Here is a 16,133-nt window from a genome sequence, read left to right as displayed (position 1 = left end):
AAACAGTTCACCTCCCATGCCCCCAGTTGACCCAGCGTCTGCACGTCCCTCCCTCATCAGCACCGACATCGACTTTGACCGACCCGGCCTGCAATCGGGCCACCTGCGCCTGCCCTACTCGCACGACCGATCGGGCTACGGCCACATCCCTGTGCCCATCGCGGTGCTGAATCACGGGCCTGGCCCCACCCTGCTGCTGACCGGGGGCAACCACGGCGATGAGTTTGAAGGCCCGATCGCCTTGATGAAGCTGATGCGGCGCCTGCCACAACTGCAGATCCGGGGTCGCCTGATCGTCATCCCGGGACTGAACTTTCCGGCCCTGATGCAGGGCACCCGCACCTCACCCATCGACCAGGGCAACCTGAACCGAGCCTTTCCAGGACAACGCAATGGCAGCCTCACCGAGATGCTGGCCCACTACGTGGACAGTGTGCTGTTCCCGCTGGCCGACGTGGCCTTCGATCTGCATGCGGGTGGGGCCTCCACCCACTACCTGCCCACCGTGCTGGCGGCGTGGCCCACCAACCCGAGCCAGGCTGAGCACTACAGCCGACTGGTGCATGCCTTGGGCGCACCGCGCACACTTGTGATGGACCTGCTGGGCGAAGACCGCACTTATGGTGCCGCGGCGGACCGCCATGGCCTGCTGTTCTTCTGCGGCGAATTTGGCGGCCAGGCCGTGTGCAGCCCTGAAGGCCTGGCCCTGGCTGAGGCCTGTATCGAGCGCCTGATGCAGGGCATGGGGCTGCTGCCCCCGACGCCAGCGCCGCAGCCCGACCCGGCCACCCGCCTTTACCGTGTGGACGGCGATGCCCACTATGTGTTCGCTCCCGAGCCCGGCCTGTTCGAGCCGGCCTTCCAACTGGGCGACGAAGTGCAGGCCGGACAGATCGCCGGCTGGATTCACGACCCCACCCGACCCAGCAGGCCATCCACTGAGGTGCGCTTCAAGGGCGCGGGCCTGGCCCTGTGCATTCGCGCGCTGGCCCGGGTGGACGCAGGCGACTGCCTGGGTCACCTGGCAAGCCTGGTCCCCCTCGCCCGCGCCTGAGAGGCCGCTGCACGCCCGGTCCCCACGCTGCAGTGCGACGGGGCGCAGCGGATCGATTTAAGTGTTAACCCTAGTTTTGTTTTTGATTCGTAAGCTTATCATAAGTATACATATTGTATGTATGCAATAGATACCCCACTCGATCACAAAAAAATGCCCATGACACCCACCCAAGCACCCACGCCACAAGACCCGCGCCCCATGCGCACGGTCTGGTGGATCCTGACCCTGGCCACGCTGGGCCTGATCTTTGACGGCTATGACCTGGTGGTCTATGGCGCGGTGGTTTCCACCTTTTTGCGCGATGACAGCCAGATCGGCAGCGTGACCCCGCACATCGCGGGCACCCTGGGCAGTTACGCCCTGTTCGGCGTGGCACTGGGCGCCCTTCTGGCGGGCTCAGTGGGCGACATCATCGGGCGGCGCAAGGTGATGCTGGCCTCATACGCCTGGTTCTCGGTCGGCATGGCCCTCACGGCCATGACCCACAGCACCGACGCCTTCGGGTGGATGCGCTTTGCCACTGGCCTGGGCATCGGGGCGCTGGTGGCGACCACGGCGGCGCTCGTCGCCGAGTACGCACCGCGTGACAAGAAGAACCTGTTCATTGCCATCAGCAATGGCGGCATTCCGTTGGGCAGCATGATGTCGGCCATGCTGGCCATTGCCCTGATGCAGCACATCGGCTGGCGAGGCATGTTCTGGATCGGCGCGCTGCCTGTGCTCACCCTGCTGCCGCTGGCGTATTTCAAGATGCCCGAATCGGTCGCCTGGCTGGCGGCGCGCGGGCGCACTGCCGAAGCCCAGGCGCTGTCGCAGCGCACCGGCGTGCCGCTGCCGCTGGCATCCACATCCACACCCTCACTCGCGTCCACATCCACGCCAGGTTCCACGACCGTTGACCCCACGCAGATCCGCAGCGGCTTTGCCGGTCTGCTGGGTCGGTACTACCTGGGCCCGACCCTGGTCCTGGGCTGCATGAGCGCCACCGGCCTGCTGCTGGTCTACTCGCTCAACACCTGGCTGCCCGAGCTGATGCTGCGCGCCGGCTACAACACCAAGGGCTCGTTGGCGTTTTTGGCGGTGCTCAATGGCGGCTCGCTGTTCGGTGCCATGGCAGCCTCGCGCTTTGCCGACCGGTTTGGCCCCAAGCCTGTGGTGGCCGCCAGCTTTGTGACGGGCGCACTGGCCCTGGCGCTTGCCACGCTGAGCCTGCCCCTGGCGGCGCTGCTGGCGGTGGTGGCCATCGTGGGCCTGGGTACCAGCGGCACACAGACCCTGATCTATGGCTTTGTCGCCAACTACTACCGCACCCAGGTGCGCGCCGCCGGCGTGGCCTGGTGTGCCGGCTTTGGCCGCATCGGGGGCATCGGCGGCCCCATCCTGGGCAGTGCCTTGATTGCGGCGGGCTTGCCGCTCAACACCATCTTCTACGTGCTGGCCTGCCTGGCCATCGCCGGGGCCGCGCTCACCCTGCTGGTGCCTTTGTCGCGCAGCGCCCAAGCGACCTGAGCGCCACCGCACCGGACGACCGGCCCGCTTTCCGACTTTCGCCTTTCGCCTTTCGCCTTTCGGCCCCCAGCAGCTTGCTGGGGGCTTTTTCGTTCGCGCCGGCCCGGCAGACAGACACCTGCACCCCAACAGCCCCAGCGGATTCAAGGTGAGCGGCCCCTGATCAGATCCGGCAAATGCGCTGTTTGATTTATTTCTATTTGGGACATAGAACAAATTTAATTGTTGCTTTTATTGCCATTTCAGGAACAGCCAATTGCTTGGCAAACGGTTTCTCTGGCGAACTGATCTCCCTACACTGAGCCCACTTGCCCGACAAGCGGCCCGTTTTGATCGGGATCGGTGCCCCACCCCGCCTGACCTCTAGCGCCTGGGCAACCGCTGTCCACCCCATGTTCCACACAAGGCCCCAACCATGAACCGTCTGCTCAGCATGCAGGTCTTCTGCCGCGTGGTCGACTGCCAAGGCTTTGCCTCGGCGGCCCGCACCCTCGACATGTCGCCGCCCGTGGTCACCCGTTTGATCTCCGATCTGGAAACCCATCTTTCGGCACGCCTGCTCAACCGGTCCACCTCACGCAAGCTGGTGCTGACCGAGGCGGGCCGCATCTACCTGGACCAGGTGCGCCGCATCCTGGCCGACATCGAAGAGGCCGAGGCCTCGGTGCAGTCGGCCACGCAGCGGGTGGGGGGCCGGCTCAAGGTGCTGGCGCCCCCTTCGCTGGCCACCTATGAGCTGGTGCGCATCATTCACAGCTTCAAGCAAAAGCACCCCAAGGTGACGATCGAGCTGACGACCAACGCCCAAGCCGAAACCCTGGACGAGGGCTTTGACGTCTGCGTCGTCATGACCCATGCCCGACCCTTGAACGGCGACTTTGTGGCACGGCGCCTGGCGCACTCGCAGCTGGTGTTGTGCGGCGCGCCCGACTACCTGAAAGCCCATGGGCGCCCGCAGCACCCCAAAGACCTGATCAACCATGCCCTGGTGGCCCTGCCTTTTGTGCACGACCTGAGCTTTCGCCGGCCCCCCGCCAGTGCCCGAGACAGCCAGCCCGACGAAAGCTATGCCATGGCCTTCAACCAGGTCGCACTCAGCACCACCCAGTTGGAGACCGCCCGCTCGGCCGCGCTGCAGGGCCTGGGCCTGGTGGTGCTGCCGTCCTTTGTGGCGGCACCGGCCTGCACCAGCGGTGAATTGCAATGCGTGCTGGGCGACTGGCGGCTGCCAGCCCTGAACCTTCACGCGGCCATTCCGACGCGTGAGCACGTACCGGCCAAGACCCAGGCTTTTCTGGACCACCTGACGCAGGCCTTTCCCGACAGCGAGAAAGACCCGTGGCTGGGTCGCTGCACCCAAAGCGCCCATTGACCGCTTGCGGTGGACGCTGAAGTCCGCTGCGCCAAGAAAGAACCCATGACAATGCCCAGCGGGCGGGAATGGCTGTTTTCCGTCAAAACCTTTGCAGCCTCGATGCTGGCGCTGTACATCGCGCTGGCGCTGGGCATGCCCAGGCCCTACTGGGCCATGGCCACGGTGTATGTGGTGTCGCACCCCCTGACGGGCGCCACCCGCTCCAAGGGCGTGTACCGGGCTGGCGGCACCCTGTTGGGCGCCGGCGCCGCGGTGCTGCTGGTGCCCTGGCTGGTGAACCAGCCGGTGCTGCTCAGTGCGGTGGTGTCGTTGTGGACAGGCAGCTTGCTGTACCTGTCCCAGTTGGACCGCACGCCGCGCAACTACCTCTACATGCTGGCCGCCTACACGCTGCCCATGATCGCCTTCGGCGCCGTGGGCTCACCAAGCGAGGTGTTCAATATCGCCGTGGCCCGCACCCAGGAAATTCTGCTGGCCATCACCTGCGCCAGCACGGTGGCCGCCCTGGTGTTTCCGGGCCGGGTGGCCCCGGTGCTGGACCAGCGCATGGGCGTGTGGTTGCGCGACGCCGCAGCCTGGGCCACCGAGGCCTTGCAACCGGGTCGGTTGCCGGGCGCCAGCCGCCACCAGCTGGCCACCGACATCCTGGCCCTGGACCAGTTCATCGGCCAATTGGCCTATGACACCGCCAGCGTGGACGTGGTGCGCCATGCCCGCGAACTGCGCTGGCGCCTGAGCCTGCTGCTGCCCATGCTGTCTTCACTGCAGGCCGCGCTGGCCGAGCTGCGCCACCTCCCGCCAGGCCTGCCAAAGGGCCTTGAGCAAGCCCTGGCGCAAGTGGTCCACTGGATGCAACACCCTGACACCCAGGCGCCCGCTGTCCCTGAGCTCCCATGGCTAAACCACGATGAAGGTGGCGCGGCCGGCCCTGATTGGCCTGCAGTGCTGACGCAGCACACCCTGGCCCGGCTGCACACCCTGGTCTGCCTGTGGCAAGACTGCCTGGCGCTGCGCCAGCGCATCGCCCGAAACAACCATGGCCGCACCGGCATGGACGACTGGGTGCCGGCCTACCGCCGCCAGCACCTGGACAGTGAGGCCCGCCATGTGGACCACGGCATGGTGATGTTCTCGGCCCTGTCGGCCTCAGCGCTGAGCTTTGTGCTGTGCCTGCTGTGGATTGAAACCGGCTGGCAGCAAGGCGCCAGCGCGGTGATCATGGGCACCATCACGGCCTGCTTCTTTGCCGCTCAGGATGAACCTGCCCAAGCTCAACGCAGCTTTTTTGCCTGGACCTGCGTGGGCATGCTGTTGACCAGCGTGCTGCTGTTCTACGTGATTCCGGCCACCCATGATTTCGAAACCCTGGTGCTGGCCCTGGCCTTGCCTTTCCTGCCCCTGGGCACGCTGGCCTTGCGTCCAAGCTTTGCCCCCATGGCGATGACCTTGACCGTCTGCACCGCCTCGTTTCTGGGCCTGTCGGGTGCCTACGACGCCCAATTTGCAGACTTTGTGAACAGCAATCTGGCCGGCATCGCCGGGGCCTTCGGCGCGCTGGTGTGGACGCTGCTGACCCGCCCCTTTGGCACCGGCCTGGCCTTGCGCCGCCTGGTGCGCAGCCTGTGGCGCGACCTGGTGCGCCACGCCTGGGGGCGCCATCCGAGCGAACACGCCGCGCCGAGCGCCATGGGCGATCTCATGCTGGATCGCCTGAGCCTGCTGCTACCGCGCCTGGCCGCCAGCGCCCATGACCGGGTCACCGATGGTTTCAGTGAGCTGCGTGTGGGCTTCAGCGTGCTGGATCTGCAAGGCAGCGGCGCGCCCGCCGGCCCTGTTGCGCAAGCCTTGCGCCGGGTGCTGGGGGCCGTGGCCGCCCACTACCGGGCACGCCTGAACCAGACCCCCCGCCCCCACGCAGCACAGGCCTTGGGCCAGCGCATCGACCGGGCCCTGCACACACTGGCCAGGCAGGACAGCCCGCAGGCCCGCCTGGCCCGCCAGGCGCTGGCCGAGTTGCGCATCACGCTGTGCCCAGGCCGGCCGGCACCCGCACGGCCCCCGGTCACGCCCGACCCAAACGGAGCCCCACTGCATGAATGCCGAGATTGACCTGTACGGGGTGTTTGTCCCCAGCTTGCTGCTGCTGACCGTGCTGGCCCTGGGCCTGACCACGGGGCTGCGCCTGCTGCTGGCCCGGCTGGGCCTGTACCGACGGGTGTGGCACCGCTCCCTTTTCAACTTCTGCCTGTTCGTGGTCGTGCTGTCGGCCTGCGTGCAAGCCAGCCTGTGGTGGAAAACCTGAACCCATGAACCCCAAGCGCCCCATGCCCCTCTTGCCTACCCTGAAGCGCCGGGCCGTCCCGGTGCTGCTGACCCTGTTGATGGCCGCCGCTGCGGTCAAAGCCGGCGAACACCTCTGGGCCTATTACAACGATGCCCCCTGGACCCGCGACGGCCACCTGAGGGCCGACGCCGTGCAGGTGGCCCCCGATGTATCGGGCCTGCTGACCGAGGTACGGGTGCACGACAACCAGCCCGTGCACCGGGGCGAGCTGCTGATGGTGGTGGACCGCGCACGTCACGAGCTGGCGGTGCGCCAGGCCGAAGCCGCCTGGCGCGCGCAACGCACCGTGGTGACCCAGGCCAGGCTGGAGGCTGAGCGCAACCACCGCCTCAGCGACCTGGTGGCCCGCGAAAGCCAGGAGCAGGGCGACGCCCGGCTGGAACAGGCCGAGGCCCAGTTGGCCAGCACCGAAGCCACCCTGGCCCTGGCGCGCCTCAACCTGGCCCGCACCCGCGTCACCAGCCCGGTGGATGGTTATGTGAACGACCGCGCCCCCCACGTGGGCGACTACGTGAGCACCGGCCGGCCGGTGCTGTCGGTACTGGACCGGGCGTCCTTCCATGTCGACGGGTACTTTGAAGAGACCAAGCTCGACCACATCCACCTGCAGCAGCCGGTAGAGATCCGCATCATGGGCAGCGAGGTGAGGTTGCGCGGCCACGTGCAAAGCCTGGCCGCCGGCATCGAAGACCGCGACCGCAGCAACGGTGCCAGCCTGCTGCCCAATGTCAACCCGACTTTCAACTGGGTGCGGCTGGCCCAGCGCATCCCGGTACGCGTCGCGCTTGATGAGGTGCCGAGCAACTTCCACCTGATCGCAGGACGCACAGCCACGGTGTCGGTGCTGGATGAGCGGCCCACCTCGCAAGCAACGCCAACCCGCCCCGGGAGGCCGTCATGATCGCCCAGCCCCTGCCAACCCACCGCGCCGCGAGCCTGCACCGCTGGCGGCGCAAGGCCCTGGTGCTGGCCTGCACCAGCGCACTGGCCGCCTGCTCGCCCCTGACGCCCACCCCGCCGCTGGCCGACCAGGCCCTGGCACGGCAAGCCTTGGCCCAGGCCGGCTTCGAGCAGGCACTGGGCCCGGCGGTCTCACTGGGACCGGTGCCCGATCACTGGTGGCAGCTGTATGCCGACCCTGCACTGGACAGCCTGGTGCAGCAGGCCCTGCGGGCCAACACCGGTCTGCGCGAGGCCCGGGCCCATCTGCAACGTGCCCATGCGATGGTGCAGGCGGTAGAGGCCGAGGCCGGGCCCCACGCCAGCGCAGAGGGGGCCGCCAAACGAGCCCAGGAGGCTGGTGAGACCTACTTGCTCAAAGAAAAGCTGCCCGTGATGAACGAGGGCAACCTGGGCTTCAGCGTCTCGTACCAGATCGACCTGTTCGGCCAGTTGGCCCGCGCCGAAGAGGCCGCCCACGCCAGCCAGCAGGCCACGGCCGCCGCGCTGGACGTGGTGCGCGTGAGCGTGGCCGCCGCCACCGTGCGCGCCTATGTGCAGGGCTGCACGGCCACCCATGAACTGCACAGTGCCCAGGCCGCGCTGGCCGTGCAACAGCGCCGGCTCGATCTGGCCCAGCGCCTGGTCGAGGCCGGCCGCAGCACCCGCACCCTGGCGCAGGCCGCGCAGGCCCAGACCCTGGCACTGAAGGCGCAGCTGCCTGCCTATGTGGCGGCTCAGGACGCCGCGCACTACCAGTTGGCCGCCCTGCTGGGCTTGCCCCCCCGGGCGCTGGACCGCGAGCGCACCCGTTGTGCGGCGCCGCCACAGCTGGACCGACCTCTGCCGGTGGGCGACGGAGCCGCCTTGCTGCAGCGCCGCCCCGATGTGCGCGAGGCCGAGCGCCAGTTGGCCGCCGCCACGGCTCGCATCGGCGTCGCCACGGCAGCGCTGTACCCCAGCATCCACCTGGGCGCCTCGGCTGGCCTGAGCGGGGTGCTGGGTGACCTGGGCAACGCCTCCACCGCGCGCTGGGGCCTGGGCCCGCTGATCAGTTGGCAGATTCCGGACAACGCAGCGCGTGCCCGCGTGCAGGCCTCGCAGGCCGATGCCCAGGCCGCCCTGGCCCGCTTCGACGGGGTGGTGCTGAAGGCGCTGCGCGAGACCGAGACCGCCCTGAGCCGCTATGTGCATGCGCTGGACGAGCAAGCCCAGTTGGCACAGGCCCGCGAGCAGGCGGATCAGGTGGCCCAGGACAACCATCGGCTGCATGAGAGTGGCCGTGCGCCCTTGCTCAGCCAGCTGGAGGCGCAAGGCACACTGACCCGCCTGGATCAACAAGTGGCCCAAAGCCAGGGCCAGACTGCGCTGGATGAAGTCGCCCTGTTCCTCGCCCTGGGCGGCGGGTGGCAGCAGCAGGCCACCCAGCCAGGCAGTGCGCACTGAAGAAGTGCGCTGGCGCAGTGGGCAGCATGCGCCGGCCAAACCACACCAACACGGCGACCCGTGCGCAAAAAAACCCCGTCACAGCGAAGTGACGGGGTCAATGCAATGGAGAAAAACCGCTGATGCGTCAGGCGCTGGCGCGCCTGACGGCTTCAGAACCGATGCTGCAGGCCGACAGCTACACCGGTGTTGTTGCTCTTGCCGCTCGCGGTCTGGGCCGCCGCCACGTTGTTGGCCTTGGTGTAGTCGAGTTCGGCATACACATCGGTGCGCTTGCTCAGCGTGTAGCGGGCACGGGCCACGTAAGTGTCGTACCGGTTGGACGACAGGCCGTCAGCCGAGTACTTGGTGTTGTAGTAGGCCCCCACCACCTTCACCAGATCGCTCACGTTGAAGGTCACGCCCACATCGGCCACCTGGGCCTTGAGGCCCGTGGTGCTGGCGCTGGCGCCATTCAGGAACTTGTACAGCGAGGTGCTGGCACTCGAACTGGTCAGGATCGAGGTGTTGCTGTTGGCAAAGTTGGCGTCGGCCTCCATCTGCGTGTAGCCGGCTGTGACGCGCAGGCCATTGAAGAGGTAGTTGCCACCCAGGGTCCAGGTGGTCTGATTGCGGCCAGCCACATCACGCAGGCGGTCGTAGGCCGCGCCCACTTGCACCGGGTTCATGTCGTACTTGAGCATGGCCTGCACCGACGAATTGGCCGCGGTCGAACCCGCCACATTGCCGAACGAGTAGGCCAGGCCCAGCGAGGTGCCGGCCCAGACGGGGCTCTGGTACTTGACCATGTTGTCACGACGCGAGGTGTCCAGGCTGCCGCCCACCAGGGTGCCCAGCGGGTTCACGGTGGTGGCTGCCACTGCGGCGTACTGCTTGTTGTTGGTCAGCTCCTGGCCCAGCGGGTCGTTGATGGAGCCGGCTTGCAGGTCGTAGTTGAAGGTGGTGTTGCGACCCAGGTCGACACGGCCCCACGCGTTCTCAAGGCCCACGATCGCGCGGCGGTCAAAGACGTTGCCGGTGCTGGAGGTGGCACCCGTACCGGTGTTGAAGCCCGACTCGAGGTTGAAGTTGGCACGCAGGCCGCCCCCCAGGTCTTCCGTGCCCTTGAAGCCGAAACGCGAGGTGTTCAGCACGCCCGACGAGAACTGGGTCTGCGAGCCGGTACCGGCGCTGGTTTTGGCCGCGGCACTGTCGCTGCGCACGCCAGCGTCCACCAGGCCGTAAAGCTGCAGACTGGAGCCGGATTCGGCATGGGCGGTGATGGAGCCAGCAAGCGCACTCAGCGCAGCCAGGGCGATCAGGGATTTTTTCATCATGGTCATCCAATGGAAAAGAAAAAAGGAAACAGGGCGGCGCCACAGCCAGGCGCACGCCCTCAGAAGCTGGCTTCGCCGTGCGGCAGCAGGCCGGCACGGTTGGCGGCCGCGGCCGCCGCACGCACGTCCTGCCGGTTCACGGCCGACTTGACGACGGGCAGGCCTTGGGACATAGGGTCGACATCGGCCCCATGGCGGGCGGTCTGCACCGCCTCGGCGCGCACCTCGGCACGGCTGCGCTGAGCCACATTGGGTGCCGTCAACTGAGCCTGGTAGGTGTCGGCCTCACCCGCAGCAAAACTGCTGGAAGCGGCAAGTGCGGTCACGGCCAACAAGGCGGCGGAAAAGAAGGTGCGGTGCATGGCGAGGTTCCTTGAATGGGTTGGCAGGCCGGGCACAGGCCCGGCTGGACGGAGAAAGCGAAGCGCTGAACGCGCTTGCGTCTTCGATGCGTGACTTTAGGACACCTAAATCAGCAATAAAACATGTTTTTCAGTAATTGGTAATTTCTATTTCAGAAACAGATTGTCGGCACCGCAGGTCCCATCAACGCCCTGTTCCGGTTTTGCGCCATCGTTACTTGTTTCGTTTTTAGAAATTTCCAATTTCTATTTAACTTGTTTTATTGTTGTTTTGGAAAGAATAAAGTTCACCCATCGATGCGCCATAGCCGGCCTCCCAGGCCGCAGCAGGCCCAGCGAGTGCCGGATGCACAGGCACCCGACAAGACCCTCTGATCACCCCTGAAAGGATTTCAAAATGAACCGCTCCCTCATCGCCATGGCCTTGTTGGCCACCAGTGCTGCCCTGACCGCCACCCCCAGCTTTGCCACCGGCGAAGCCGACACCTACGCCGAACAATTTGCGCCGGTGGTGTCGCAGCGAAGCCGTGCCGAAGTCAATGCCGAGGCGGTGGCCGCGGCCCAGTTGAAGATCGCAGACCCCAGCCTGCTGGAGATGTCGCGTGTGCAGCCCTTGCTGAAATCGACCCTGACGCGCGCCGAAGTCAGCGCCGAGGCCGCCCGGGCCAACCGCCTGGGCCTGATCCCGCATGGCGAGCTGAGCTACTGATCAGCAGGCCCCGGCAGACCGTTGCGAGCTGAGCTCAGCGGTCTGCAAACAGCTCGATCAGCAACTGCCGCAACCACAGATTGGCGGGGTCGCGGTGGTAGCGCCCGTGCCAGAACAGGTTGATCGCAATCTCGGGCAGGCGCACCGGATGCGGTGAGCTGATCAAGCCGAAAGGCTGCTCGCAACGCAGCGCAAAGCGCTGCGGCACGGTGGCGATCAAGTCGGTGCTTTGCAGGATGTGGCCCACCGCAATGAAGTGCGGCACCACCAGGCGCATGCGGCGCTGGATGCCGGCCCGCTCCAGTTGCCCATCGACCTCGCCATGCCCGGTGTGGGCGGCCACCACGCCCACGTGCTCCAGCTCGCAGAACTGCTCCAGGCTCATCGGCGAGCGTGCCGTCGGGTGGCCCTGGCGGAACATGCACACATAGCGGTGCCTGAACAAGCGGCGCTGAAAGAACCCGCTTTGCAATTGCGGCAACAGGCCCAGGGCCAGGTCCACCCGCCCCTGGGCCATGTCCTCTTTGAGGTCGCCGGTGTGCGGGCGCAAGGTGCTGATGCGCAGGTGCGGGGCGCGCTGGGCCAGGGCCTCCATCAGCGGCGGCATGAAGTACATCTCGCCAATGTCGGTCATGGCCAGGTGAAAGAGGCGGGTGCTGCTGGATGGATCAAAAGCATCGCGCGTGGCCAGTGCCCCCTGAAGGGTGCTCAGTGCCTGGGCCACCGGATCGGCCAGGTGCAGGGCATACGGTGTCGGCGACATGCCGTGCGAAGTGCGAGTGAACAGCTCGTCCCCCAGCCCGGCCCGAAGGCGCTTGAGGGCATTGCTCACCGCTGGCTGGGTCAGGCCCAGATGCTCGGCAGCGGCCGACACACTGCGGTCCAACTGCAACTGATGGAACACCACCAGCAGGTTCAGGTCGATGTGGCGCAGGTCCATGGCGGGCGAGTGTGGGAGGTAAAAACCCCAAACATAGCAGCAGTCGCGGCGCTGGCATACGCGCACGGTCTTACTCAGGCGGGGCCCCGCAGGCCACTGGATGACAAACGTTGCCTGAGCACGCTCACCGCACTGTCAACAGTGCTCAGGACCTTGACGCCTGTAGCTACTTCGCAGGCGTCGCGGGCCCTTGCCATGCTGAACTGGGCCAAGGCCAGCAGATCGCAGCCTTCCTCGACAAGGCGACGGGCACACGCCACGATCAAGGCATCATGCGTGTCTGGGTCACCGGCATTGAGAGCCGTCAACGCCCCCTCAGCCAACCCGATTCGCAAAGCGACATGACCAGGAAATTCGAGCGGCATGGATTCAAGGGTCGGTGCAAATGTGGCGATCAGGCCAATGCGCCTGCCCACGCTCACGGCCTCAGCGATCATGGCCTCATTCGGTTTGAGCACCGGTATCGGTGAATATCTGCGCGCCACCCGTTCAATGCAGGGCCCAAAGGCCGAGCAGGTAAATAGGATCGCATCTGCGCCCGAGTTGACGGCATAGCCTGCCAGAACGCCAAAGCGGTCGTACATCAGCTCATCCAGCCCCAAACCTTGACTCGCCAGATCTGCGGAAAGGCTGTCGTCGAGCAGGTTCATTCGTCGGGCCTCTGGCCAGTCGCGGGCCAGGGCCAGGTTGATGGGGGCCACAGAATGGCTGAGGGCATGAATCAATGCAATGCGCGTCATGGCGGATTCAGATGCCTTTGGAAGACGGGTTGGTGAAGGCGTCACGCGTCTCGGCATTCATCGGATAGTTGATGTTGATGCCCTTGGGAGGAATGGGTGACATGAACCACTTGTTGTAGAGCCGCTCCATTTCGCCAGACTTCATCATGCCGGTCACGACGCGATCCACCAGCGCCTTGAATTCAGCGTCATCCTTGCGAAACATCAGTGACTGGTTCTCAGTGCGCAAACTTTCGCCCACGATGGCGAAATCCTTGGGATTGCGGGCATTGGCAATCTGCCCGGCCAACAGGATGTCGTCGAGCACGAAGGCGGCAGCCCGCCCGCTGTCCACCAGCAGGAACGATTCGGCATGATCTTTGCCGGCGAGTTGATTGACGTCGAGGTTTTGCCCTCTGTCCGCCAGGCGCAGCAGGCGAAATGATGTTGTGCCGGCCGTGGTGACCACCGCTTTTCCCTGCAGGTCAGCAATGCTTTTGATGCCCGAACTGACTTTGACGGCCATGCGCACGTTGTAGCGAAAGATGTCGGGCGAAAAGGCAACATCCTTCTGGCGCTCGATCAGGTTGGTCGTGGAGCCGCATTCGATATCGACCGTACCATTGGCCACCAGGGGAATCCGGTTCTGTGACGTCACGGGCTGGTACCGCACTTCGAGATTGGTTAACTTCAGGTCGCCCTTGATGACCTCCAGGATCCGATGGCAGATATCCAGGCTGTAGCCGATGGGCTTGGGCCCGCCGTCCACATACGAAAAGCCGAAGGAAGCCTCTCGATAGCCCACGGTCACGGTCCCGGTCTCTCGGATTTTCTTGAGGGTAGAAGTGCCTTCGGCCTGAGCTGTGATGGCAGCGAGGCTCATGGAAGCCAGGACAAGCCACGAACGCAGCAAGGCATTCAGCAGAACGGATCGGCGGTTGATCATGTGTGTACCTCTGGGTTGAAAAATCGAAGGTGAAATCAGCTCGCCAGCGAAGGCACGACGGCCTCCACGGCCTGGGCCAGCAAATCGGCGATCTGCTGCAATTGATCAAGGCTTGCGATATAGGGCGGCGCCAGCAGCACGTGGTCGCCTTGGAGGCCGTCCGCCGTTCCGCCGAAGGGGTAGCAGAGAAGGCCCATCTCCATGGCCTTTTTCTTCAGTCGCACGTTCACCTTGTCGGAGGTCGCAAAGGGCCGCTTGCTCGCACGATCCGCGACGAGCTCGACACCCCAGAAGAAGCCGCGCCCACGGATGTCTCCGACATGGGGATGCCCCCCCAGGGCGGTGTGCAACATCTGCCCGAACATGACGCCGTCGTGCCGGACCTTGGCCAGCAAACCATCACGCGCGATCACCTGCTGAACCGCCAACGCCGCAGCGCAAGCCACCGGGTGCCCGACGTAGGTATGTCCGTGCTGAAAGAATCCGCTGCCAGCCGACATGGCGTCAACAATGTGCTTTTGCGCCAGCACCGCTCCGATGGGTTGATACCCGCCCCCCAGCCCTTTGGCAACGGCGATCAGGTCGGGCACAACGTCCTCTTGTTCACAGGCATGCAAGGTTCCGGTTCGACCCATGCCACACATCACCTCGTCAAGAATCAGCAACACACCGTGGCGCCTGCAGACAGCCTGCACGGCTTTCAGATATCCCGGTACGGGCGTCAACACCCCTGCAGTGGCCCCGCCCACGGTCTCGGCCACAAACGCCAACACGCTTTCGGGACCTCGTGCCAGCAAGGTGTCCTCCAGCTCCTTGGCAAGACGCAGTCCATAAGCCTCAGGGGTCTCGCCCTCACGCAGGTCACGATAGGGATAGCAGGCAGACACATGTGTGGCCTCGACCAGGAGTGGTGCAAATGGAGCTCGCCGCCATTCGTTGCCACCAACTGCCAGGACGCCCAGTGTGTTGCCGTGGTAGCTCTGCCGACGCGCTATGAAATGAGTCCGCTGGGGCTGGCCGATCTCGACGAAGTACTGCCGCGCCATCTTCAGCGCGGCCTCCATGGCTTCCGATCCACCGCTGACGAAATAGGCATGGCTGGTGCCCTGCGGCGCTGTCCGAACCAACTGATCCGCCAGTAACTCAGCCACTTCCGTGGTGAAGAAGCTGGTGTGGGCATAAGCGATCTGATCGATCTGGCGATGCATCGCGGCCATGACATCCGGGTGGGCATGCCCTAACGACGAAACGGCAGCGCCCCCCGAAGCGTCTAGGTATTCGCGCCCGATGGCATCGCGCAGGTACAGACCGCGGCCGCCGACCGCCATCGGCGGGAGATGGTTCAGATGACGGTGGAAAACGTGGGTCATGGCCTGGCTTCATTGAAGAGTTGATTTGACGCAAATGTACCATTTATTTTTATTTTTGGAACATTTGATCCACAAAATCACAGAACCCACGAAATCCGGTCAGCCGGACATCCGTTACAGTGAACCCAATGACAAGTCAGCTCGCACAGGGCGCAGGGCAGCATGGGATTCAGAGAAACACTTCGCCACCAATTCGACAGCCTGACCCCCGCACAGCAGCAAGCGGCAAGGTATGTGCTGGATCACCCCAACGAGGTGGTGACAAGCTCGATGCGAGCCGTGAGCACGAGCATGGCCATGCCGCCAGCCTCCCTGGTCCGATTTGCTCAGCACCTGGGCTTTGAAGGCTGGCCCGCGCTCAAGGAGGCGCTGCAACAGGATCTGGGACTGGATGTCGAGCCCTACGCGAAAAAGGCACAAGGACTTCTCGGAAGAGCCCGGGACACCGGTCTGGTGGCCGAGATCTTCAAAGTTCACCAGGCCAATCTGGAGATCACCGAAACCCAAAATACAGGCGGGCTGCAACGTGCGGCCACGTTGCTGGAGAACGCCCGGGTTGTGCATGTGGCGGGCTTTCGGGCCTGCCTGCCAGTGGCCTATTCGTTGATGTACGTGTACCGCCTGTTCCGCGATTCGGTGACCCTGCTGGATGGCATGGGGGGCGCCCTTGAAATGCAGATGCGAGCCATCCAGGCGGACGACGCTGTGACGATAGTGAGCTTCAGCCCCTACTCCAGAGAGGCCATTGCCGTGGCAAAGCAGGCCAGGGAGATAGGCTGCAAGGTGCTGGCCCTGACGGATGCCCCGTCTTCGCCGCTGGCCTTGCTGGCGGACGAGGCCTTGTTTTTCTCAACCCGAAGCCCTTCATTTTTCCCATCGATCGCAGCGGCACAGGCCCTGTCAGAAGCCCTGCTGGAGCTTCTGGTGAGCCGTGCTGGCAAGGCGGGTGTCTCGCGCATCGAGCAGGCAGAGCGGCGCCTGTTCGAGTCCGGGGCCTACCAAGGCCTGTAGCACCCGCAACGACTCGCCTGAACAGGCTGCGAGCCCTGCGACTCTGGGATCGTCATAAAGAACCTATGGGGGGACGAGCGGCCGTCTCTG

15 protein-coding genes are annotated in these 16,133 nt (G+C 65.1%); 9 read left to right on the top strand and 6 right to left on the bottom strand.

The window, feature by feature from the left end; all coding sequences use genetic code 11:
- Window positions 1-16 precede the first annotated feature (16 nt).
- The 7 genes from AC3WUT_RS13845 to AC3WUT_RS13815 all read left to right on the top strand — a co-directional run bounded on the left by AC3WUT_RS13845 (window position 17) and on the right by AC3WUT_RS13815 (window position 8,670).
- A complete protein-coding gene (locus AC3WUT_RS13845) occupies window positions 17-1,054 on the top strand; it encodes a succinylglutamate desuccinylase/aspartoacylase family protein (protein ID WP_492347648.1) in 1,038 nt (345 codons plus the stop codon).
- A 159-nt stretch (window positions 1,055-1,213) separates the two neighbouring features.
- A complete protein-coding gene (locus AC3WUT_RS13840) occupies window positions 1,214-2,566 on the top strand; it encodes an MFS transporter (RefSeq protein WP_492347647.1) in 1,353 nt (450 codons plus the stop codon).
- 415 nt (window positions 2,567-2,981) lie between these two features.
- The gene (locus AC3WUT_RS13835; protein WP_492347646.1) at window positions 2,982-3,938 is read left to right on the top strand and encodes a LysR family transcriptional regulator; all 957 of its coding nucleotides are present in this window, start codon (window positions 2,982-2,984) and stop codon (window positions 3,936-3,938) included.
- A gap of 45 nt (window positions 3,939-3,983) precedes the next feature.
- Window positions 3,984-6,050 (top strand): FUSC family protein, encoded by a 2,067-nt coding sequence (locus AC3WUT_RS13830; RefSeq protein WP_492347645.1) that lies wholly within the window; start codon window positions 3,984-3,986, stop codon window positions 6,048-6,050.
- Window positions 6,034-6,243: a DUF1656 domain-containing protein gene (locus tag AC3WUT_RS13825; RefSeq protein ID WP_492347644.1), complete on the top strand. Its 210-nt coding sequence runs from the start codon at window positions 6,034-6,036 to the stop codon at window positions 6,241-6,243. Before AC3WUT_RS13830 ends, AC3WUT_RS13825 begins: the two co-directional genes overlap by 17 nt.
- 4 nt (window positions 6,244-6,247) lie before the next feature.
- Window positions 6,248-7,186, top strand: a complete 939-nt coding sequence (locus tag AC3WUT_RS13820; protein ID WP_492347643.1) for an efflux RND transporter periplasmic adaptor subunit — start codon at window positions 6,248-6,250, stop codon at window positions 7,184-7,186.
- Complete coding sequence (locus AC3WUT_RS13815) at window positions 7,183-8,670, top strand: efflux transporter outer membrane subunit (protein ID WP_492347642.1); 1,488 nt, start codon at window positions 7,183-7,185, stop codon at window positions 8,668-8,670. The genes AC3WUT_RS13820 and AC3WUT_RS13815 overlap by 4 nt, the downstream gene beginning before the upstream one ends.
- Before the next feature lie 152 nt (window positions 8,671-8,822).
- Here AC3WUT_RS13815 and AC3WUT_RS13810 read toward each other — a convergent pair whose 3' ends face one another.
- The gene (locus AC3WUT_RS13810; RefSeq protein ID WP_492347641.1) at window positions 8,823-9,983 is read right to left on the bottom strand and encodes a porin; all 1,161 of its coding nucleotides are present in this window, start codon (window positions 9,981-9,983) and stop codon (window positions 8,823-8,825) included.
- A gap of 62 nt (window positions 9,984-10,045) precedes the next feature.
- Entirely contained in the window at window positions 10,046-10,348 is a 303-nt protein-coding gene (locus AC3WUT_RS13805) for a hypothetical protein (RefSeq protein WP_492347640.1), read from the bottom strand.
- Window positions 10,349-10,745: 397 nt separating this feature from the next.
- Here AC3WUT_RS13805 and AC3WUT_RS13800 point away from each other — a divergent pair, with 397 nt between their 5' ends.
- A complete protein-coding gene (locus tag AC3WUT_RS13800) occupies window positions 10,746-11,057 on the top strand; it encodes a hypothetical protein (protein ID WP_492347639.1) in 312 nt (103 codons plus the stop codon).
- Window positions 11,058-11,091: 34 nt separating this feature from the next.
- Here the strand turns inward: AC3WUT_RS13800 and AC3WUT_RS13795 are convergent, their stop codons facing one another.
- From AC3WUT_RS13795 to AC3WUT_RS13780, 4 genes are all read right to left on the bottom strand, one after another.
- On the bottom strand, window positions 11,092-11,997 hold the full coding sequence (locus AC3WUT_RS13795; RefSeq protein WP_492347638.1) for a LysR family transcriptional regulator: 906 nt from the start codon (window positions 11,995-11,997) through the stop codon (window positions 11,092-11,094).
- A 74-nt stretch (window positions 11,998-12,071) separates the two neighbouring features.
- Window positions 12,072-12,737 (bottom strand): aspartate/glutamate racemase family protein, encoded by a 666-nt coding sequence (locus tag AC3WUT_RS13790; RefSeq protein WP_492347637.1) that lies wholly within the window; start codon window positions 12,735-12,737, stop codon window positions 12,072-12,074.
- Window positions 12,738-12,744: 7 nt separating this feature from the next.
- Window positions 12,745-13,599, bottom strand: coding sequence for a transporter substrate-binding domain-containing protein (locus AC3WUT_RS13785; protein ID WP_492347810.1), 855 nt, complete (start codon window positions 13,597-13,599; stop codon window positions 12,745-12,747).
- Between the two features lie 98 nt (window positions 13,600-13,697).
- Window positions 13,698-15,032 (bottom strand): aspartate aminotransferase family protein, encoded by a 1,335-nt coding sequence (locus AC3WUT_RS13780; protein ID WP_492347636.1) that lies wholly within the window; start codon window positions 15,030-15,032, stop codon window positions 13,698-13,700.
- A gap of 162 nt (window positions 15,033-15,194) precedes the next feature.
- On the opposite strand from AC3WUT_RS13780, the gene AC3WUT_RS13775 reads away from it, so the two are divergent.
- The gene (locus AC3WUT_RS13775; RefSeq protein ID WP_492347635.1) at window positions 15,195-16,043 is read left to right on the top strand and encodes a MurR/RpiR family transcriptional regulator; all 849 of its coding nucleotides are present in this window, start codon (window positions 15,195-15,197) and stop codon (window positions 16,041-16,043) included.
- The last annotated feature ends 90 nt before the right edge of the window (window positions 16,044-16,133 follow it).

Source organism: Curvibacter sp. EU05-FHT14A10, assembly GCF_058791075.1.
Note: the sequence above shows the minus strand (reverse complement) of the source record. Positions and strands in the feature narration are given on the sequence as shown.